This window comes from Acinetobacter sp. Leaf130 (genome assembly GCF_001423205.1).
In the GTDB taxonomy this organism is placed as follows: domain Bacteria; phylum Pseudomonadota; class Gammaproteobacteria; order Pseudomonadales; family Moraxellaceae; genus Acinetobacter; species Acinetobacter calcoaceticus.
In genome coordinates, this window is sequence record NZ_LMOE01000001.1 from 438,551 (window position 1) to 459,244 (window position 20,694).

Sequence of the window (20,694 nt, forward strand, 5' to 3'; positions counted from 1 at the left end):
AAGTTCTTGACCGTTCTGACATGGGAATTGTCCTTTAATGATATTAACAAGTTCCATTTTAGAACCTAATGTGTAGCTATCTTGAGGAAGAGAAAAAGAACATGTACCTAAACACATTCAAAGATATGGCTTCTAAAACTTTATGGCCTTTATTTCCACGTCGTGTCGCTTTTGATTGGAATGACTCACCACTCCACTGGATGCCACAATCTCCAGTAGGAAGTCATGCTGTAAACCATTTCAGTTTTACACTTGTGCGAGGAGAGTACTTTTTCTGCCGTATTTTTAATAAGGCATTGCCATTCGTAACCGATGAAAAATTAAAAAAAGACGTAGAAACTTTTATTCGCCAAGAGGCGATTCATGCGCAAGCACACAAAGAATCTATCGAAAAATATATACAGCGTTATGGCGTTGATATTGAAGAACAATACGAGCGTGTAATTGAACTCTTTGATTACATGCTTGCAGATAAGCCGTTTGGAAAAGTTCTCCCTAAGCGCATGCAAAAATCTTGGTTATTGTTCCGTGTAGGTATTGTCGCTGCTGCAGAGCATTACACTTGCGCCTTAGGCCAATATGCTTTGACGAAAGCCCACTGGGAAGAAAAAGGTTGTGACCCAGCAGTAAGTGATTTATTTACTTGGCACTGTGCGGAAGAAGTTGAACATCGAACGGTTGCTTTCGATTTATTTGAGCACTTAGGCGGTAACTATGCATTGCGTGCTGCAATCATGAGTATGGTGGCACCAATTTTCACTTATTTAATGGTTAAAGGCACACAAGAGCTTGCGGCAGTAGATCGTAGTTTACCTAAATCTCAACAAAGCTTAGCTCGCTTTGGTTTTTGGCAACAATGGTTTAAAGCGAGCTCTCAGGAGTTAGTACCAAGTCCTGTGTGGTTTATGACTACAGCTAAAAACTTCTTTAAACCTTCGTACCACCCTTACTATGAAGGCTCAACCGAGCTTGCATTGGATTATATAAATCGATCACCAGCAGTCAAACTTTATGAAGAAATGCAAAAAGGATTGGTGAGCTAATATGAATACGAATATTGAAAAACAACAAAGATATATTCAGTCGGCTGATGTCACGCTATCAATATATGAATGGGGCACAGCGGCAGATCATAATGAAACACTGGTGTTTATTCATGGTTATCCTGACGAAGCACAAATCTGGGATGAACTGGCTTCATTACTGAAATCAGATTTTCATATTGTGACTTACGATGTAAGAGGTACAGGTTTATCTGGGGCTCCGTTATCTGAAGCGGGGTATCACATGGACTACCTCATTTCAGATTTAAAAACTGTTATTGAACAAACTAGTCCTCAGCAGCCTGTTCATTTGATTGGCCATGATCTTGGTGCTCTCCAAGGTTGGGAAGCGATTTTAGACGACAAGTTAAAACCATATGTCAAAAGTTATACGGCTTTAGCGCCTAGCATTGATCATGCTGGCATGTGGTTTAAAGAAAATCTGAACAGTAAAGAGCTGGCAAGACAGTTTGCTGCTATCAAGCAAATGATTTCTTCGAGTTATATGTTGTTTTTTAATATTCCAATTATTCCAGAGCTAAGCTGGTATCTGGGTCTATCAAAAATATGGCCACAAGTGGTTTCGCAACTCGAAGGTAAGAAAGTTAGACCACATCCTAATCAACTCAAAAATGCCGTACGTGGGTTTGGTTTCTATCGATTGAACCTATTTAAGCCATTAATTAACTCTAAAAAGCGTTATACCTCGGTACCTGTACATGTTTTATCAATGACCAAAGATCGCTTTGTGCCTCAACACATCGTAGATAAACAGGACAGATGGGTAAATTCATCTTTTACACGTACTGATATTCAGGCGGGTCATTGGGGAATTGCGAGCCATCCTGATTTAATCGCAGTACCTATTCGTAACTATATTCAAAAGCTCACTGTATAAAAAATAAAGCTGGAGGTCTAAGATGAAAAACGAATTAAAGCTGGCATCACCCTTTGTTTTAAAAGATGGGTTTAGACTCAAGAATAGACTTATTAAATCGGCTTTAAGTGAAGGGCTGGCGCATACAGATGGGCGACCGAGCAAAGAGCTGATTCAACTATACCGAACGTGGTCGCAATCTGGAGTCGGAGTTTTGATTACCGGTAATGTGATGATTGACTCTAGAGCAATCGGTGAGCCGGGCAATGTCATTATTGAAAACGAAAAAGATTTTGCCTTAATCAAAGAATGGGCAGATGTTGCTAAATCTGGTGGCAGTGACGTCTGGATGCAAATAAACCATCCAGGTAAACAAGCAATTCGAGGATTAAATCAAGAAACAGTTTCACCATCAGCAGTACCGTTCGGGCCTAAAATGGCAGCAGTTTTTGCCACACCAAGAGAGCTGACTCAGGAAGAAATTGAAGATCTCATTCAACGCTATGCAAATACTGCAGAGATTGCCAAGGAAGCAGGCTTCTCTGGTGTTCAGTTGCATGGTGCCCATGGTTATCTAATTAGTCAGTTTCTTTCCCCGCATCATAACCGCCGTACAGATCAGTGGGGTGGAACTATCGAAAATCGACGTAGATTTGTCCTTGAGGTCTATAAAGAAATTCGAAATCGAGTCGGACCCGATTATCCAGTAAGCATTAAATTAAACTCAGCCGATTTTCAAAGAGGCGGTTTTACCGAAGAAGAATCGTTGGCGACAATTCAAGCACTAGATGAAGTAGGAATTGACTTAATCGAGATTTCTGGTGGAACCTATGAAAAACCGATTATGCAGTTGGGTAAACCTAAAGATTCAACACTGTCTCGCGAAGCCTACTTTTTAGACTTTGCCAAAAAAGTTCGTGAACAAAGTAAAGTTCCCTTAATGGTGACTGGCGGTTTTAGAAGCCTACAGGGTATTGAAAGTGCTTTATTAAATGATGATTTAGATTTTGTTGGACTGGGGCGTATTTTTGCAATTGAACCGTTGGCATCAAAACGGTTGCTACAAGGGCTTGAAACAATAAATCAAGTTAAACCCTTAACTACAGGTATTAAATTCATTGATAACTTGGGGGCATTAGAAGTTACGTGGTATACGCGTCAAATGCATCGATTAGGACATGGGCGTTTACCAATCCCCAATGAAAATGGCCTTAAATCTTTCATTCTAGATATTAAAGATAAAGGATTGGGGATTTTCAAGACCCGTCGATTACGTGCCTCTTAAAATTATAAATTAACGGTTTATATCAATGAGGATATAAGTTATGTCTACCACTTATCAGATAAAAATATCGAGATTTAGCCTAGTCGCAAAATTTACGGGAATTAGCTTTCTGCTATTTTTTGCGGGAGCAGCGCTTCTTATCTTTTTCAATATTCCTGCAATTTTACTTCAGTTCGAATGGGGTAAATTTCTGGTTCGATTAGTTCGCTGGGGAGAGTTGCAAGGCGGCGGTGAACTTTATGAGTTGATGATCTCAACCATCTATATTGTATGGGGCTGGTTTATACTAAAAGCTGCCAATGAACCTTTAAAAAACTATATGTTTTTTGAATTTACCATGATTGCAAATATTGCTCATTTCGGTGCAATGCTTGTTATGGGTTTAGTGATGACACATGAGTCTCCACATTTAATTGGAGACGTATTTTTGGGTTGGGTCATGCTATTAATTTATATTTATTTCTGGTTGCCTGTCAGGAAAATATATAAATCTGATAGTGAGTTGAATCGTTCTGTTTAAGGCCTAGTGGTTGATGAGGGGCGCGAAAATTGAATTCGAACCCTTCACTGTAGATTATCCAGCAAACCAAATATTCTGATGATCACACATAGGACTTAAATGTTTAATGCGTAGGTTGTCTTGCTCAAAGTCACCAATACCTCCAGCAATATCTAATTCACTGCCTAGGGCGATGTGCTTGCCTTTATAACTTAACGTTTCTTTTTCAGAATCCCACTGAGCGGTGTGTTCTGGAAAGATAATGAGTATATCGTTCACATAAAGACACTCTTGTTTTAGCTGCAATATTCCTTTTAAGCGTGCTGAAGCTGAAACACCATTAAACTGATAAACAGGGAGTTTTACAGCGCTTGTATTTTCGTTCGCTTCTTGCCGCTGACATCCGGTAAGGGCTACCAACACAACTATGCAAATCAATTTATTATTAATACCCAATTTTGTTCCTTTAGGGGCTTCCATATATTTTTGATAGTAATGGACTAACGTTGCATATCAACATTTAGATTGTTAGAGAAGATTTCGTCTTATTATATTTTATTAATTTATATATTGTTATCTTTTTCGTCTGTGTTTTTGGGCAAAATATGACGTGTCATCCACCAAAATAATAGTGCCAACAGACTCACACCTGCACCTAGAGCACACACGCCAAGCCATCCAGCATATGCGTAAGCAGCGGTTGTACTGATAGCACCCAGTCCACTACCAATTGCATAAAATAGCATGTAGAGCCCAACAAGCCGGCTATGAGCTTCTGGGCGAGTACGAAAAATCATACTCTGGTTGGTTACATGTAAAGCTTGTCCGCCCAAGTCTAGCAATACTATGCCAATCACCAGTGCCCAGAGCGAGTACGCCATGAGTGAAAGTGGTCCCCATGCGATTAATAATATAATGAGTGCCGCCAAGCTTGTACGCTGAGCATATCCGTGGTCGGCCCATTGTCCCGCACGTGCAGCGGCCAGAGCACCAACGACTCCGACAAGACCAAAAGATCCAATAATCGTATGTGAAAAATTATAAGGTGGCTCACTCAATGGTAATACTAGTGCACTCCAAAAAATATTGAATGCCGCGAACATGAGTAAAGCTAAGACACCGCGCACCTGAAGTACTTTTTCTTGGTGTAGCAGTTTTAACATAGAAGCTAGAAGCTGCGGGTAGCGCATTGAAACGGGATGAACTTTTAAATGAGGAAGTCGTCTCCAGAGGGGTAACGCAATCATGAGCATGATTACAGCTGCACAAAAGTAAACGCCACGCCAACCCGCTACATCACTGATTCCTCCTGAAAACACTCGGGCAAGAAGTAAACCAATGAATACACCACTTTGTGCAGTGCCGACCACATGTCCTTGTTCATATGGGAGAGCAGCACTCGCAGCATAAGCAATAAGCCCTTGTGTCATGGCTGTACCGAGTAAACCCACGGCAAGCATTCCTGCCAAAAGAACAACAACAGAATGAGCAAATGCAACAACTAGCAATGCAGATACCAGAGCCAGTAACTGTATAGCCATTAATCGACGTCGATTTACAAGATCGCCCAACGGCACCAGAAACACGAGGGCCAGCGCACAACCAATTTGCGTGGCTGTAACTACACCACCGATGGCGGCATGGCTAATGCTAAAGTCCCTAGCCAATATGTCGAGCAAAGGCTGTGCATAATAGACATTTGCTACGCTTGCACCACTTGCAATAGCAAACAGCAATATGACGCCACGAGGCATGCTCGAAAGCGGTCTATTGTTTTCTGTGGGTGAAGTTGAAGATGTAAGAGAGGCTTTCATAATCCTAAATCCATTCAATCTGGTTTTAAAATGAAACTAGTTGAATGTTAGATTGACTAGTTTTAAAATGCAACTAGATATTTTATTCTTGATTATTTTTAAGGAAACTCAATGGCGAACACTACATCTTTGAAAGGTGAACCTTGTCCTGTTGCGCGCTGCGTCAATCTCATAGGAGATCGGTGGTCACTGCTTATTGTGCGTGATGCTTTCGATGGAATGCGCCGTTTTGGAGATTTTCAGCGCAGCTTAGGAGTAGCACGAAATATTCTTTCTGACCGACTAAAAAAATTAGTGGATGCAGGTGTACTTGAAATGCAAGATGCTTCAGACGGCACGGCTTATCAAGAATATGTGTTGACGGCTAAAGGGGAGAGTTTGTTTCCAGTTATTGTGGCTCTACGACAATGGGGTGAGCACAACTTATTTGAAAGTGGTGAGCGCCATTCTCTGTTAATTGATAAAACTACAGGCCAGAAAATTCCATTTATGGCGCCAGTCACACAAGATGGAAAAGTACTCAATGCGTCTGACACTCAAGTGCAAAAGGTCAAATAAAATTATTGGCAACACCTCAAACTTTTTGCACCTGTAAAAGAAGCGAAAAGAAAAATTAACCTTTCTTAACTTAAATTTTGGGAAATTAGTTGTTAACCTTGCGCGTCAAATTAAGGTGAGACTATGAGATTTATATTCCTCTTTATCAGCGCAATTTCAATTCCATGTTATGCAGCGTCAGAAGCAATGCAGCTTCATTACTGCGAAACTGTGAAGAAAGCAGCAAGTGGCGTGATGGATGCTAGACAACATGAGGTGCCAGCTAAAGAGCTGCATGACATAGCGAATCATCTTGAAGAGGAACAAGCCAAACAAATTTATCAAGAGCTTATCAAATCTGCATATTCTTCAAAATTATTTGAAGACCCTCTCATCAAGTCAAAAGCTGTCGAAAATTTCCAAACCACGTGGCATGAACAATGTTTGGCAAAAGACTTGGCTAAAAATATATGAGAGGGTTAGTGGGAAATAACTAGCTGGGGTTTGGAAAATAGGATTTTGATTCTTGCTTATCTTGTAGTTATACAAAGCCCTCGGAATTTCAAAGAGAGGGCTTTTTGTTATCTACAAGTTGAGTATCAATCGGAACTATAAATAATTTATAGTAATTAGATAGTTGGGTATGTTTAATTCATTGATATAATAAGTATTTTAATCTCAGCGATAAGCTTCTTGTAGATATAATTTATCATTGCAAGCTAAAGTTAAAATAGACATAGTTAAGGTAATCGTTCTCATGACTGAGCTTTCAAAACCTTCATAATCTTTTGCTGATACTCCATCTTTTCTTTCACCATGAGCAATTTTATTACGAATATTTTTTAATTTTAAAAGATGGCCTTCAACTTCTTTATCTAATTGATAAGGTAAGCCTAACTTATATAAATTCTTTTTAACAACGACAGGGCTTAAATTAGACTCCAAATCAATACTGGTCATTTCAATAGTAACAATACGAGATAAAATATTTGATGAGTTTTCTATAAATTGTGTTTCACGAAAAAAACGATGTAATTTATTATCATCTGGTGCATCAGATCTAAAAAAATCACATTTTGCATTATCATCTCGTAACGCTTTAAAAACACTTGTTAGTGTGGCACTAATAAGATGTGTATTGGCTATAGAACAAGGAATATTTTGGTCATTAATGGTTTTCACATAATGTGTTAAAGCAAATTGGAAAAAACCTTCGAAATGAGCGTAAAGGAAGACTACAAGAGAGCGTCGATAGATATCGGCTTTATCCTCAGGGAGAGATGAACTTAAGTTTTTGAGTAGCCTAAGTTCTTCAATGCGCCATTCCCAATCGGTTTCTAATTCGCTTCTAAAGATATTAATATCCATTGCTTAAGAACTCTTCAATTTTGCTTTCGACAAAACTAACTCTTTCATTTAAAGCTTTTGGTGTATTTTTTCCGCCACCTGTAGTGAGAGTAATAAATTCTTGATGAAATTTGATTTCTCTAAACAGTGTTATAAGTTTTTGACACTTTTCAAGAGTTGAAACATCTAATTGGTTTAAATATTTTTGCAAACCTAAAGTAAAAGATTCGAATTGATAAACAATAAATTTTTTCTGTAAGTCATTTCGAGAGGAATTGGTACGGCTAAAACTTTGTTCACCTAATGTTTTTGATAAAACTTCAAATGTTTTATTAAATATATTTTTTTGTACTTCGTAGTCAAACTCACGAGGATGATCAGGGTCCGAAACTTGCTCCATATATTCTGTCATAAAGTCACGAATATCATGTTTAAAGGCTTGGCCATTATTTTTAAAAGTAAAAAACCTTAAAACTAATTCTTGATCATATGCTCCAAGAATCTGTTCATCACTTAAGTTTTCAATCGTCTTTTTAAAGTTATCATTTTTTGATAATTCAATAATAAAATCATTGAACTTGTCATCTAATAATCTAATAGTACAATTACGCATCTGCTGATCAGTAAGTAATGTTCCACCTGTATTCAAGCGTTTAAACATATGATATTTAAATTTTTGATTACTTGATTTTCTTACAACTTCTACTCTAACAAAGCTTCTTTTTAATTTTATTTGCAGGGCAGTACCTAAATCGTCATAAGTCTTACCATTAAGTGATTCAACAATATCACAGTCGGTAAGAACTAGTTTTTCTCCTAACTTAATACCAATCGGCTCTTCTGGAGCATTCAGTGCACCTCTAAAATGTAAATATGAAGACAAGCGCTGTAAGCCGTCGATTAATAATTTTTTATTATCTTCGATTTCAACTACATATATTGGTGGAACAGGCATTTCTAATAATAATGATTCAATAAATCGAGACTGGGCCCCATGTGACCAACGGAAAACGCGTTGATAATCTGGAGAAATATCTAACTCTCCATTAACAACCATATCTAATAGCTCATTAAATGATATATCTAAGCTTTGTGTATGGACGTTTTTTAAATTTTCATCAATCTCATTAATCAGATTTGGAATTGAAGTATCGTTCATTTTACCTTACCCACATTTTTTAAAAATAAGAACAGATTCTATAATTGATTTTTTAGAAAGATATTTAGATGACTTGGAGTTAATCGATGACATATTAATTTTAGCTGGAAATATTTCTTCTCTGATTAAGGAGAGGCCAAAATTTTCAGACATTTCATTAATAATTTTTGCAAGATCATTATTTATTTCTTTATAAAATGAATTTTGTACAACTGGAATAAATAAACCTTCAGGTTTTAATACTCGGGATATTTGCTCAATAGATTTATAAATATCATCAAAATATTGTAAATGATTTTTATAGTAATAAGTAGAAGAGGCTACGGAAGAATGACTTTTGACATTTTGAAGAAAGTTATTACAAGTTTCACCCCATAGTAAATTGGGTTCAATATTTTTCTTTTTTATAGTTGAATTGCCAGTTAAATTTTCTCTTAATAAGCGGATATTAGTATTTCTTATTATCGCAAGCTCTACTGATGTTGCAATAGCATAGTCAATACGAGTGCAATAAGGTGGGGATGTAAGAATAATATCAATACTTTTATTTTCTTGAGTGAGTGAATTTGAATTATTTAGATATAAGTTTATAGTTGAATTAGTGTGTAAATAATCATTAAAAGAGTGTACCTTGATTGTATTGTGAAGAATTTCGAAAAAAACATTTATAATTTGTTTTTCATTAACATAAATCCTATCTTCGCTAGACTTTGGTTTTTTTATCCATGTAGGATTTGATGGAACAAATGATTTTAATAATGTCTTTACAGTTTTAAAAAGTATTACATAAATAAAAGCACCGATTGTGCTTAATTTATTAATCGTTGATTTATTAGTTAAATCAGAATATTTATTAAAATCAATAAAATTATGATTAATCGCATTCTCAACTTTTCTTATAAAGTTTGTACTTTCCTCTTTAAACCATACATTTAAAGGATCAGTCTCTAAATTTAACTCTAATTTTCCGTTCAAAGAATTGTAGAAAATTGTCTGGCAAATAGCTTCTAAACTACCTAAATCCAAACGATTGATGAGTCTTGCTTTTGCCACAATTAGCATTACGGGATTTAAATCACTACCGATCGCATCATGACCAAGTTTGTAAGCAGAAAAAGTGGTTGTACCGCTACCATTCCAAGGATCAAAAATAGTTAATTGTTCCTTCTTGTTAGATAACTGATCTAATAAACTTATAGTAAAACTTTCAGAAAAACCTGCATAGTAGGAAAATAAAGCCGAATCAGACTGTGAACCTTTTTTTGAAGGTTTTAACTTTGGATTTGAAATCTCTAAAGAATGTACGTCATAATTCATTAAGTGTACCAATAGCAACCTATCATTATAAAAGCTATGCAATTATAGCTCAAACATAGCGGTACAGCTCAACAACTTTACCTAACAATTTGCATCCTTCACGAAGAGGGGTTATCTTTTCTTGCCATTTCGGATTTAAAGGTTCTAAATACATACCGTTGCTTTTTTACATTCAATTTCTTGAAAGTTACTTTCGTTTTTCTCGACGCTTGCAACGATAACCAAATCACCTGTTTTTAAATCATTTATTTGAAAGTCCAGTTACATACTTTAACATTTGGTTTGAGTTCTGAAAATATCCATTATTAAATAATATTTAAACTATAATTATTTTGTCATTTTCAAAGTTAAAGCAGGTGGGGCGAACTCTGCCGTAGTCCCATATTTTCATCTGCTAATAAATTATATAAAACTCATTTCATCCTAAGATTGATAGTCGAAATTTAGCCAACAAAGAGGGGGACAGCAGAATATAAAGCCTTTCTTTAATGTCAATTTTGTCTAGTCAAAGCTAACCACTAGACAATAAAAAAACCACCTAATCCTTTCGAATTAAGTGGTTTTTAAATTTTGGAGCGGGAAACGAGACTCGAACTCGCGACCCCAACCTTGGCAAGGTTATGCTCTACCAACTGAGCTATTCCCGCAATGTGAGCACATTATAGAGTGTTTCACTAAAGTGTCAACACTCTTGTGATTTAATTGAACATTTAATCAGCACGACGCCAAACTGTCCCTTGGCGAGTGTCTTCTAATACAACACCTTGGTCGAGTAAAGACTGACGAATACCGTCTGCTTTAGCAAAATCTTTTGCTTTTTTCGCATCAACACGTTGTTGAATGAAATCTTCAATTTCAGCATCAGACAAAGCAAGAGCTTCTTGTCCAATATCTGATTTTAAGAAAGCATCTACATCGTGTTGTACCAAACCTAAAATGTTGGTGAGGTGACGTAACGTTGAATAAAGCGCAGTTGCTTGGTCAGCTTGCTCTTCTTTTACAGCACGGTTTAACTCTTTGTTCAGTTCAAACAATACCGCCATTGCTTCAGCAGTATTGAAGTCATCACACATTGCATTGTTAAAGCGTTCAATAAAGTTTTGATCAAGCGTTTCAGTTGTCGTTTGACCATACACTTGTTGATAGGCTTTAAATGAATGATAGAAGCGAGTTAAAGAAGTTTTTGCTTCTTTCAATGCCACATCAGAGAAGTTCACAGGACTACGATAATGTGAAGACACAATAAAGTAGCGAATCACTTCAGGGTGGAATTTCTCCATCACATCACGAATAGTAAAGAAGTTGCCTAAAGACTTAGACATCTTTTCACCATCAACGTTAATGAAGCCAACATGCATCCAGTAGTTCACATATTGTTCGCCAGTTGACGCTTCACTTTGTGCAATTTCATTTTCATGGTGAGGGAACATTAAATCTGAACCACCACCATGAATGTCAAAGTGATTGCCTAGGCAGCAAGTCGACATAGCTGAACATTCAATGTGCCAACCCGGACGACCATTGCCCCAAGGTGACGCCCACGATGGTTCATTTTCTTTGGCATGTTTCCAAAGTACAAAGTCAAACGGATGTTTCTTTTCAACTTCGACATCGACACGTTCACTTGCGCCAGCTTGCATGTCATCAAGCTTGCGTCCAGAGAGACGACCATATTTTTCAAATTTGGTAACTTCAAAATAAACATCGCCGTTTGAAGCAGGGTAAGCAGAGCCTTTATTGACCAGATTGCCAATCATATTTTGCATCTGATCAATATATTCGGTCGCTTTAGGTGCTTCATCGGGTGCAGCACAGCCTAGGTTGGCTGCATCTTCGTTCATTGCATCAATGAAACGAGTGGTGAGCTGCTGAATGGTTTCACCATTTTCATTCGCACGTTTAATAATTTTGTCGTCAATGTCAGTAATGTTGCGAATATAACGAACACTCCAGCCTTGACTACGTAAGAAACGTATAATGTAGTCAAATGCAACCATAACTCGAGCATGCCCGATATGACAGTAATCGTAAACGGTCATACCGCAGACGTACATATCGATGTGACCTTCTTTGCGAGGTACAAATTCAACTTTTTTTCGTTGCTCAGAGTTATATAAAACAAACGGTTGCATAAGGGTTTTCAAACACTCAACAAAAACAGTGTTACATCATAACTGATGCATCATTTTTCACAAAGTTTTATACAAGAATTTTATAAGCTTGTGAAATCTTATACATTTAAAAACGTGTAAATGATTGAGTTATGTTAGAATGCCCCCAAATCTTTTGATTAAAATCACCGATCTTCACAAGAGATCAGATCAATTATTTTGAGTCAAACTCGTATGCCCAATCCTACAGATTTTCAAAGCAGCGCATTAGCAACATTGCGTATTGAGCAGCAAGCCTTAGACGTGTTAGCAACACAAATTAATGACAGTTTTAATCAGGCTTGTGAAATATTGTTACAGTGTAAAGGCCGTGTTGTGATTACTGGCATGGGTAAGTCAGGGCATATTGGCCGTAAAATGGCTGCGACTTTTGCCTCAACCGGTACACCATCTTTCTTTATGCATCCAGGCGAAGCTGGGCATGGTGATTTGGGTATGCTGGTTCGCGGTGACGTTTTAATTGCGATTTCCAATTCTGGAAAAAGTGATGAAATCATGATGTTGATGCCACTCATCAAACATCTTGGCGTGCCTCTTATTACCATTAGCCGTACCGATAAAGGGCCAATGCCTCAAAATGCCGACATCGCTTTAACTTTAGGTGAGTCGGACGAAGCATGTCCATTAGGGTTAGCTCCGACATCGAGCACGACAGCAACTTTGGTATTGGGTGATGCACTGGCTGTTGCTTTACTTGAAGCTCGTGGTTTTACCGCAGATGATTTTGCTCGCTCGCATCCTGCAGGAGCATTGGGTAAGCGTTTACTTTTACATGTAAAACATCTGATGCACACTGGCGAAGAATTGCCAAAAGTTTCACCAGACACACCAATGAATCAAGTGCTTTACGAAATTTCTAATAAGCGTTTAGGCTTGACCACGATTGTAGATGAACAAGAACATTTGCTTGGTATTTTCACCGACGGTGACTTACGTCGTTTAATTGATAAACAGCAAGGTTTCGATGTGAATTTACCTGTTTCTGAAGTAATGACAAAAAAACCGTCAACTATTTCTCAAGAAGCACGTGCGGTAGAAGCTCTACAACAGCTTAACCTGAAAAAAATCAGTCAATTTGTTGTGGTGGATGACCAAAATAAAGTGATTGGTGTAATTAGTATGCATGACCTTATTCAGGCAGGGGTAAATTAATCAATGGCATCTTATGCATTGTTAGAACAAGCACGTCATTTACAGGCATTGGTTCTGGATGTTGATGGTATTTTGAGTGATGGTTTTGTAACTTTAACGAATAGTGGCGATGAGATTAAATCGTTTGATATTCGTGATGGTTTAGGTATGAAACTTGCGCAGCAAGCGGGCATGAAAATCATCATTATTACAGGCCGAAAAAGTAATATCGTTGAAAAACGTATGTCTGATTTAGGCGTAGATCTCGTTTTTCAAGGGCGTGAGGACAAAGGTTCTGCGCTACGTGAAGCTTGTGCACAGTTTAATATTTTGCCATCTGATTGCTTATATATGGGCGATGACTGGCCTGATTTATCTGCTTTTGCAATCGCAGGAATGAGCGTCACTGTGCCAAATGGTCATGAAGAAGTGCGTCGTCGTGCGCATTTAGTTACCCAATCGATGGGTGGACGTGGTGCTGTACGAGAAGTCTGTGATATGTTGCTGATCGCAAAAGGCATTTACCAAGAACTTCTTGAAAAATATCTTGCAGTACCGCATTAATAATAAGATTACTTAAAAAGGTAGGCTATTCCTGCTCATGGATACCAGAGTTTTATCTATTGTTGCTGTAGTTGTTGCTGCTATAAGTGGTGGTTACTACTACTATAGTGGCAAGGCAAAAAAACTAGACATTGGTTCTGCGAAGAATATGACATATTCGGCGCGGGGCGTCCATTTGACTCAAACTGATGATCAAGGCAATTTGTATATTCGTGCTGAAGTTCGTCAGCTTGAACAGGATATGCAACAAAAAACATCAAAGTTGGATCAACTTAATGCATCTATGTATAAAGATGGCAAAGTTGATGCAACGTTCTTTGCGAAGCAGGCGAATGGCTATGATGATAACCGTAAAGTTATATTATCGGGTGATGTGGTAGCCACTAAACTGGCTCCACAGGGAAAAATTGAATTCCAGACCGATGAATTAACTGGATATCCAAAGACCAGGGAAATTGAAACTGATCATCAAGTGATTGTTCATTCTCCACAAGCCGACTTTGTCAGCAAAGGATTAAAAGCCAATTTGAATAACGGTCAGTACGAATTTTTTAATGTTCGAGGAAAGTATGCACCAAAGTCTTAATTTAAAACGTTCTTCAGCTTTCCTAAAACAAGCTGCGGTAATTACATTCGTTGCTTTATCATCAGCTTCGACTTTTGCGTTACCGTCTGACCGTGGTCAACAAATTTCATTAGTGGCAGACCGTGCAACTTATAACGAAAAAACCGGTTTGACGACCTATACCGGCAATGTCGTGATTGAGCAAGGCACGATGAAGCTTCAAGCCGACTCAATTGTTGCTACGTTAAACTCTAAACGTGAAATTCAAACGATTACTGCTAAGGGTAGACCGTCTAAATTTCAGCAACAAATAAGTGCTGATAAGGGCGTGGCACGTGGTGAAGGACAGACTATTGTTTATAATGCAGATACGGGCATTATTACATTGACTGGTGGTGCATATTTATATCAAGATGGTTCAAGTATTCGTGGTAACTCATTGAAATATAGTATGAACAAAGGTGATGTTGAAGCTCAAGGCTCATCGTCAAATCGTGTGCAAATTATTATTCCGCCATCAAGTTCAAAAAGCTTTCCAGGAGCGCGTGACTAATGCAACAAGCTCTTCAACAACCCCAAACTTTGTGTATTAAGCACTTAGGAAAAAACTATAGTAAGCGTTGGGTCGTCAAAGACGTATCTTTTAGTATGCAAAGTGGACAGATTGTTGGTTTGCTTGGCCCTAACGGTGCAGGAAAAACAACAAGCTTCTATATGGTTGTAGGGCTAGTGCGTATGGATAAAGGTGAAATTCACCTTGATGATCTTGATATGTCCGATTTGGCAATGCATGAACGGGCACGTAAAGGAATCGGATATCTTCCGCAAGAAGCTTCTATCTTTAGAAAGCTGACCATTGCTGAAAATATTATGTCCATTTTAGAAACACGCAAAGACTTAAATAAGCAACAGCGCCAACAACGTCTTACTGAATTATTAAATGATTTTAAAATCAGTCATATTAAAGATTCATTGGGAATGAGTGTGTCTGGTGGTGAACGCCGCCGTGCTGAAATTGCACGTGCGTTGGCTGCTGATCCTAAATTTATGTTACTTGATGAGCCATTTGCTGGCGTTGACCCAATCTCGGTTGGTGATATTAAAGATATCATTCAGACTTTGAAAGATCGTGGTATTGGTGTACTTATTACTGACCATAACGTACGTGAAACTCTGGCAATTTGTGAACGTGCATATATTGTCAGTGAAGGGGCTGTCATTGCCGAAGGTACACCACAAGAAATTCTGGATAACGAACAAGTCCGTAAAGTCTACTTAGGTGACGATTTTACAGTTTAAATAAAATGGTTAATCTATTTGTCTAAAAAGAGGTCAATGCCTCTTTTTAGTTTTTTTATATTTATTTATTAAAAACAATAATTTAAATTGCTCAGTTGATGAAAGAGTAATGTGTAAATTATTCAAGTAATTATGCTTCTTTATGCAAAAAACTATGTAGAATGTAAAAGCTTTTAAACGATAACAAACAAGATCAACAAGACAAGCATGATTGGATATAACCAAAGAAAAGTAGAAAGGACATGTAAAAAGCCGGCTTTCCTGAAAGGGTTGATGCTTTTAACTTCATTGCATGTACCTGTCGTGATATATGCTGCTAAACCCAGTGAGCAATATCACACCCTAAAAGACAACTTATCACAACTTTTTGCCCCTAAAAGTAGTGATGAATTTAAAGTTGCCAAGATGCAAGAGTTGAGTAATTTTAAGCTAGATCGTTCTAGAGTGCAGGAGTTTCCGACTGTTCAACTCAATGATAGAGCAGCTTCATCTTATTCAAATCTGCCATCAAGGAAAATGACTCTGCAGGAAGCGGTGAGAATCGCAATCCAGCGTAATCCTGATATTTCCCAAGCCATTTCAACTTTAGCTGGCCAAAACGCGGGTATTGATGTTGCGAAGGCGGGTTATTATCCTCAAATTTCTGGTGGTATTACCACAGGTGACTTGAGTAGTGGTGAACGTGGTCGGCAGTTATTGACTTTAAACGCAACTCAAATGCTTTATGATTTTGGTAAAGTCAAATCAGGTGTATCGGTTGAGAAGGCCAAGCTCCAAGTCGAGCAGGCCAATGTGCTGGTCAGCATTGACGATATTGCGCTTGATGTGGCTCAGTCGATTATCAATATTCAGCGCTATCTCCAATTAAATAAAATTGCCGAGCAGCAAATTGCCGGGATTCAGCGAATTCAGGAAATCGCTAATTTACGTGCAAATGCTGGTATTAGTAGCCAAGCTGACCCCATCCAAGCTCAGTCTTATTTACAAGCTGCACAGTCTGGTTTGATTGCACAGCAATCTTTATTACGTCAGTACCAGCAACATTTAAGAACATTACTAGGTGGAGATGTTTCACGAACAGGTTGGATTATTTCAGATGATTTGGTGAAAGTGTCCGATTTATATGGTGAACCTGAATTCAATACCATCCCAAAAATGATCGCTGCACAAGCGGGCATCGAAGTAGCCAAAGCGCAAAAGGAACAGACCCGTTTAACACGTTATCCAACTTTGGCGGTAAAAGGCTCGGTGAGTCAGGCCATTAATGGTAGAAACCCAAACAATGATGAAGACGATGGTTTATATAGCTCGGTCATGCTTGAAGCCACCAGTCAGTTTTATCAAGGTGGGGCAGTTTCTTCTCAGGTTAAAATGGCGAGTTATGCAGAAGAAGCTGCAAAGTCTAAAGTCAATTCAGTCTATATGGATGTTCTCGATCAGATCAGAACCAGCCGTGAACAAATTGAAAATAAACAACGCCAAATGCAGGTGCTGACCAATCGTCAAGCCACTACGGTTCGTACACGTGAACTTTATCAAGAGCAGTACAAACTTGGTACACGCTCATTGGTCGATTTATTGAATGCAGAGCAGGCCATTCATAGTGCCAATTCAGAACTCGAAACGGCACGTTATGACATCTATAACAGTATTGTGCAATACATCTCGGCAACAGGACGTTCCCGCCAAGCTTATGACTTAAATAATATTTCAATTCAGGGGTTCGAAGTACAACCATGATGACAAAAATAAACTACCAGCCCTGGTTACAGGCGGTCTTAACGATTGCTAAACATTATCGAATTGAGCCTTCAGAAGAAAGAATCCGTTTACAACTTGACTGGAACCAGAATCAAAATCTTGATGATGTTTTACAGCTCATTACACGTCAGGTTGGACTAAATTTACGTAAAGTACCGTTTTCTTTAGAGCTGCTGAACCCGTGGCGCCTACCTGTTATGGTCGAGTTTCATGACGGACAGGTCGGCATTATTGATAAAGCCGATACCCAAGGTAATGTCAGTATCCAGTTTAGTGGAGACCATGGCCTTTCTCAAAATTTAAGCCTAGATGTCTTAAAAAATACGATTAAGAATGTCTATATTCTGCGTCCTGAAAGCTCTATTCCCGATGCGCGTATTGATGAATATATCAAACCCTATGAAGCAAGCTGGTTCTGGTCAATTGTTCTAAGAGACTGGAAGCGCTACGTTGATATTATGTTTGCCTCACTCATTGCCAATGTATTGGCACTGGCAACCATTATTTTCTCAATGCAAGTCTATGACCGCGTTGTTCCATCACAGTCCATCCCGACTTTATGGGTTCTGGCAGGTGGTGTACTCATTGCTGCTATTTTTGAGTTTACCTTACGTATATCACGGGTGTATTTATCTGACATTATTGGTAAACGTGCCGACTTGCGTGTTTCTGATCGTGTATTTGGTCATGCCTTACGAATCAAAAATAAAGATCGTTCAAAGTCTACAGGTAGTTTTATTTCGCAGATTCGTGAGCTTGAAGGTGTTCGTGAACTGGTGACCTCTACCACCATTAGTGCAATTGCCGATTTTCCATTCTTTTTCCTGTTCCTGGTAATTTTTGCCATTATTGGCGGAAAGCTGTTTTGGGTGATGTTGCTGGTTGTACCGCTTATGCTTTTGCCGGGTATTCTGGCACAGAAGAAGCTAGCGCAACTCGCACAAGAGGGTATGAGAGAATCTTCAATTCGTAATGCGATTCTGGTTGAAGCGGTGCAGGGTATTGAAGATATCAAGTTGTTGCGTGCAGAATCGCGTTTCCAAAACCAGTGGAACCACATGAATGAAGTTTCAGCCGATATCGGTATGAGACAGCGTAAAATTGTTGGTACTTTAATGGCATGGACCCAAATGCTTCAGGGTCTGACCTATGCGATTGTGGTTTTGGTAGGATGTTTTGCGGTAATGGAAGGTGAAATGACTACGGGTGCTTTAGTGGCCTGTTCAATTTTATCTTCACGAATGTTAGGGCCGATTGCACAAATTACTGGCGTTTTAGGACGTTTACAGCAGGCGAAAGTTGCTAAACAAAGTCTGGATGAACTCATGCAACGTCCGATCGATCAGGCTGACCATTCACATCTGGTACATAAAGCTGCTTTAAATGGCGATTACGAATTAAAAAATGTCTTATTCCAATATGGAGAAGAAGACCCGAAACCAAGTTTGGCAATTCGTCATTTAAAAATTCGTGCTGGTGAAAAAATTGCAATTCTGGGGCGCAATGGGGCTGGTAAATCGACCCTGCTTCAGCTTCTATCTGGCATGCAAGTCCCAACTCAAGGTGCAGTGCATTTAGATGGTCTGGATCTTTCTTTAATTGACCCATCTGATGTACGTCGTGATATGGGTTTACTCAACCAGAATGCACAACTTTTCTACGGTACGATTCGTGAGAACCTCACTTTAGGCGCGCCACTTGCAACGGATGAAGATATTCTTCGGGCTCTAGTTGTGACAGGTGCATTACCTTTTGTTCAAGAGAAAAAAGAAGGACTCGATCACCTGATTCTAGAAGGTGGGGTTGGTTTCTCGGGTGGTCAGAAACAAGCATTGTTATTGGCCCGTCTATTGATTCGTCAACCCAACATTTTATTGCTGGATGAACCGACAGCAGCGATTGATGATGTGGCAGAGAAACAACTGATTGATCATTTAAAAGGATGGCTGGCCCATCGAACCTTGGTGGTTGCGACTCACCGCCGCGCTGTTTTAGAACTGGTGGACCGTATTATTGTCGTTAACGAAGGCAAAATCGTGATGGATGGTCCAAGAGATCAGGTCCTTAATCAATCAACAGCCCAACAAAAACAAGTGCAAGGAGGTAATTCATGAGCGAGCCACAACAAGAACAAGAACTCACCCGTTCAATGAATGTCTCTTATAGTGAGCCACCATTACCACGTGCCAGTTTAGTGATCTGGATTGTGGGGATTGGTTTAGTTATTTTCTTTATCTGGGCATGGGTATTTAAACTTGAAGAAGTTTCTACAGGCACAGGTAAAGTGGTCCCATCGTCTAAAGAGCAGGTCATCCAGTCGTTAGAAGGCGGTATTTTAACCAAGCTGAATGTACAAGAAGGCGATATTGTTCAAAAAGGCGAAATTCTTGCACAATTAGATCCAACCCGTTTTGCATCGAATGTCGGTGAATCAAGATCTTTGCTTATTTCTGCTCAGGCAACAGCTTCACGTTTGCGTGCCGAAGTAAACGGTACGCCCTTGGTTTTTCCTGAGATTGTGCTGAAAGAACCAAAACTTGTACATGAAGAAACAGCGCTATATCGGTCTCGTCGTGCAGATTTAGAACAGACCATTGCAGGCTTAAAACAAGCTTTACAACTGGTACAACAAGAGCTGGCAATGACTGAACCGTTAGTTGCTAAAGGCGCGGCTAGTGAGGTTGAAGTTTTACGTTTACGCCGTGAAGCAAACGACCTTAGAAATAAAATGAATGATGCGCAGAACCAATATTTCGTAAAGGCTCGTGAAGAGTTATCTAAAGCCAATACCGATATTGAAACGCAGCAACAAGTCGTACTGGGTCGTACTGACAGCTTAGATCGTGCTATTTTTAAAGCACCAGTACGTGGTGTTGTAAAAGAAATTGCGGTCACTACCCATGGCGGTGTTATTCCGCAAAACGGTAAGTTGATGACCATTGTACCGATTGATGAACAGCTACTCATTGAAGCGCGTATTTTACCGCGTGACATTGCGTTTATTCGACCGGGACAAGAAGCACTGGTTAAGATTACTGCCTATGACTACTCAATTTATGGTGGCTTAAAAGGAAAGGTTACGGTTATTTCTCCAGATACGATTCGTGATGAAGTTAAACAAGACCAATTCTATTATCGTGTTTATATCCGAACCGATTCAGACAAGCTTTATAATAAACAAGGTAAGGCATACGGTATTACACCGGGTATGGTGGCAACTGTAGATATTCGTACTGGTCAAAAAACAGTACTGGATTACTTGCTTAAACCATTTAATAAAGCCAAAGAAGCATTACGAGAAAGATAATAAAAAAAGCCCCGAGAT

Annotated in this window: 20 protein-coding genes and 1 tRNA gene; 14 read left to right on the forward strand and 7 right to left on the reverse strand. The window is 38.8% G+C overall.

Going from position 1 to position 20,694, the window contains the following annotated elements; genetic code table 11:
- The first annotated feature begins 101 nt into the window (after positions 1 to 101).
- From ASF86_RS01895 to ASF86_RS01910, 4 genes are read left to right on the forward strand one after another with little or no spacing between them, the layout of a single operon-like run.
- On the forward strand, positions 102 to 1,043 hold the full coding sequence (locus ASF86_RS01895; RefSeq protein ID WP_056478855.1) for a metal-dependent hydrolase: 942 nt from the start codon (positions 102 to 104) through the stop codon (positions 1,041 to 1,043).
- Position 1,044: 1 nt separating this feature from the next.
- A complete protein-coding gene (locus tag ASF86_RS01900; RefSeq protein ID WP_056478857.1) occupies positions 1,045 to 1,941 on the forward strand; it encodes an alpha/beta fold hydrolase in 897 nt (298 codons plus the stop codon).
- Between the two features lie 22 nt (positions 1,942 to 1,963).
- A complete protein-coding gene (locus tag ASF86_RS01905) occupies positions 1,964 to 3,205 on the forward strand; it encodes an NADH:flavin oxidoreductase/NADH oxidase family protein (protein ID WP_056478860.1) in 1,242 nt (413 codons plus the stop codon).
- 40 nt (positions 3,206 to 3,245) lie between these two features.
- Positions 3,246 to 3,725: a DUF6632 domain-containing protein gene (locus ASF86_RS01910; RefSeq protein ID WP_056478863.1), complete on the forward strand. Its 480-nt coding sequence runs from the start codon at positions 3,246 to 3,248 to the stop codon at positions 3,723 to 3,725.
- A 54-nt stretch (positions 3,726 to 3,779) separates the two neighbouring features.
- On the opposite strand, the gene ASF86_RS01915 is transcribed toward ASF86_RS01910, so the two are convergent.
- Positions 3,780 to 4,184 (reverse strand): hypothetical protein, encoded by a 405-nt coding sequence (locus ASF86_RS01915; RefSeq protein ID WP_056478866.1) that lies wholly within the window; start codon positions 4,182 to 4,184, stop codon positions 3,780 to 3,782.
- Positions 4,185 to 4,267: 83 nt separating this feature from the next.
- Entirely contained in the window at positions 4,268 to 5,518 is a 1,251-nt protein-coding gene (locus tag ASF86_RS01920) for an MFS transporter (protein WP_056478869.1), read from the reverse strand.
- A gap of 111 nt (positions 5,519 to 5,629) precedes the next feature.
- Between ASF86_RS01920 and ASF86_RS01925 the strand changes: the two genes are divergently transcribed.
- Together ASF86_RS01925 and ASF86_RS01930 are read left to right on the forward strand one after the other, a co-directional pair.
- On the forward strand, positions 5,630 to 6,076 hold the full coding sequence (locus tag ASF86_RS01925) for a winged helix-turn-helix transcriptional regulator (RefSeq protein ID WP_056478871.1): 447 nt from the start codon (positions 5,630 to 5,632) through the stop codon (positions 6,074 to 6,076).
- 123 nt (positions 6,077 to 6,199) lie between these two features.
- The gene (locus ASF86_RS01930; protein WP_003650820.1) at positions 6,200 to 6,529 is read left to right on the forward strand and encodes a hypothetical protein; all 330 of its coding nucleotides are present in this window, start codon (positions 6,200 to 6,202) and stop codon (positions 6,527 to 6,529) included.
- Positions 6,530 to 6,733: 204 nt separating this feature from the next.
- Here ASF86_RS01930 and ASF86_RS01935 read toward each other — a convergent pair whose 3' ends face one another.
- From ASF86_RS01935 to cysS, 5 genes are all read right to left on the reverse strand, one after another.
- The gene (locus ASF86_RS01935; protein ID WP_056478874.1) at positions 6,734 to 7,423 is read right to left on the reverse strand and encodes an MAE_28990/MAE_18760 family HEPN-like nuclease; all 690 of its coding nucleotides are present in this window, start codon (positions 7,421 to 7,423) and stop codon (positions 6,734 to 6,736) included.
- On the reverse strand, positions 7,413 to 8,561 hold the full coding sequence (locus ASF86_RS01940; RefSeq protein WP_056478877.1) for a DUF262 domain-containing protein: 1,149 nt from the start codon (positions 8,559 to 8,561) through the stop codon (positions 7,413 to 7,415). The genes ASF86_RS01935 and ASF86_RS01940 overlap by 11 nt, the downstream gene beginning before the upstream one ends.
- Positions 8,562 to 8,567: 6 nt before the next feature.
- Complete coding sequence (locus tag ASF86_RS01945; protein WP_056478880.1) at positions 8,568 to 9,878, reverse strand: hypothetical protein; 1,311 nt, start codon at positions 9,876 to 9,878, stop codon at positions 8,568 to 8,570.
- Between the two features lie 571 nt (positions 9,879 to 10,449).
- Positions 10,450 to 10,525 (reverse strand) — tRNA-Gly (locus ASF86_RS01950).
- Between the two features lie 63 nt (positions 10,526 to 10,588).
- Positions 10,589 to 12,010, reverse strand: a complete 1,422-nt coding sequence (gene cysS, locus ASF86_RS01955; RefSeq protein WP_056478882.1) for a cysteine--tRNA ligase — start codon at positions 12,008 to 12,010, stop codon at positions 10,589 to 10,591.
- Positions 12,011 to 12,223: 213 nt separating this feature from the next.
- Between cysS and ASF86_RS01960 the strand changes: the two genes are divergently transcribed.
- From ASF86_RS01960 to ASF86_RS01995, 8 genes are all read left to right on the forward strand, one after another.
- Positions 12,224 to 13,201, forward strand: coding sequence for a KpsF/GutQ family sugar-phosphate isomerase (locus tag ASF86_RS01960; RefSeq protein ID WP_005047987.1), 978 nt, complete (start codon positions 12,224 to 12,226; stop codon positions 13,199 to 13,201).
- Positions 13,202 to 13,204: 3 nt separating this feature from the next.
- Positions 13,205 to 13,744, forward strand: a complete 540-nt coding sequence (locus tag ASF86_RS01965; RefSeq protein ID WP_003650830.1) for a KdsC family phosphatase — start codon at positions 13,205 to 13,207, stop codon at positions 13,742 to 13,744.
- 37 nt (positions 13,745 to 13,781) lie between these two features.
- On the forward strand, positions 13,782 to 14,330 hold the full coding sequence (gene lptC / locus ASF86_RS01970; protein WP_005041778.1) for an LPS export ABC transporter periplasmic protein LptC: 549 nt from the start codon (positions 13,782 to 13,784) through the stop codon (positions 14,328 to 14,330).
- Positions 14,314 to 14,862: a lipopolysaccharide transport periplasmic protein LptA gene (gene lptA, locus ASF86_RS01975; protein ID WP_005041776.1), complete on the forward strand. Its 549-nt coding sequence runs from the start codon at positions 14,314 to 14,316 to the stop codon at positions 14,860 to 14,862. The genes lptC and lptA overlap by 17 nt, the downstream gene beginning before the upstream one ends.
- The gene (lptB, locus tag ASF86_RS01980; RefSeq protein WP_003650837.1) at positions 14,862 to 15,608 is read left to right on the forward strand and encodes an LPS export ABC transporter ATP-binding protein; all 747 of its coding nucleotides are present in this window, start codon (positions 14,862 to 14,864) and stop codon (positions 15,606 to 15,608) included. The genes lptA and lptB overlap by 1 nt, the downstream gene beginning before the upstream one ends.
- 273 nt (positions 15,609 to 15,881) lie before the next feature.
- Positions 15,882 to 17,348 carry a TolC family protein gene (locus ASF86_RS20220; protein WP_056478885.1) on the forward strand — a complete coding sequence of 489 codons (1,467 nt, stop codon included), beginning with the start codon at positions 15,882 to 15,884 and terminating at the stop codon, positions 17,346 to 17,348.
- The gene (locus ASF86_RS01990) at positions 17,345 to 19,483 is read left to right on the forward strand and encodes a type I secretion system permease/ATPase (RefSeq protein WP_005041773.1); all 2,139 of its coding nucleotides are present in this window, start codon (positions 17,345 to 17,347) and stop codon (positions 19,481 to 19,483) included. The genes ASF86_RS20220 and ASF86_RS01990 overlap by 4 nt, the downstream gene beginning before the upstream one ends.
- A complete protein-coding gene (locus tag ASF86_RS01995; RefSeq protein WP_005041771.1) occupies positions 19,480 to 20,676 on the forward strand; it encodes an HlyD family type I secretion periplasmic adaptor subunit in 1,197 nt (398 codons plus the stop codon). Before ASF86_RS01990 ends, ASF86_RS01995 begins: the two co-directional genes overlap by 4 nt.
- Positions 20,677 to 20,694: the final 18 nt, after the last annotated feature.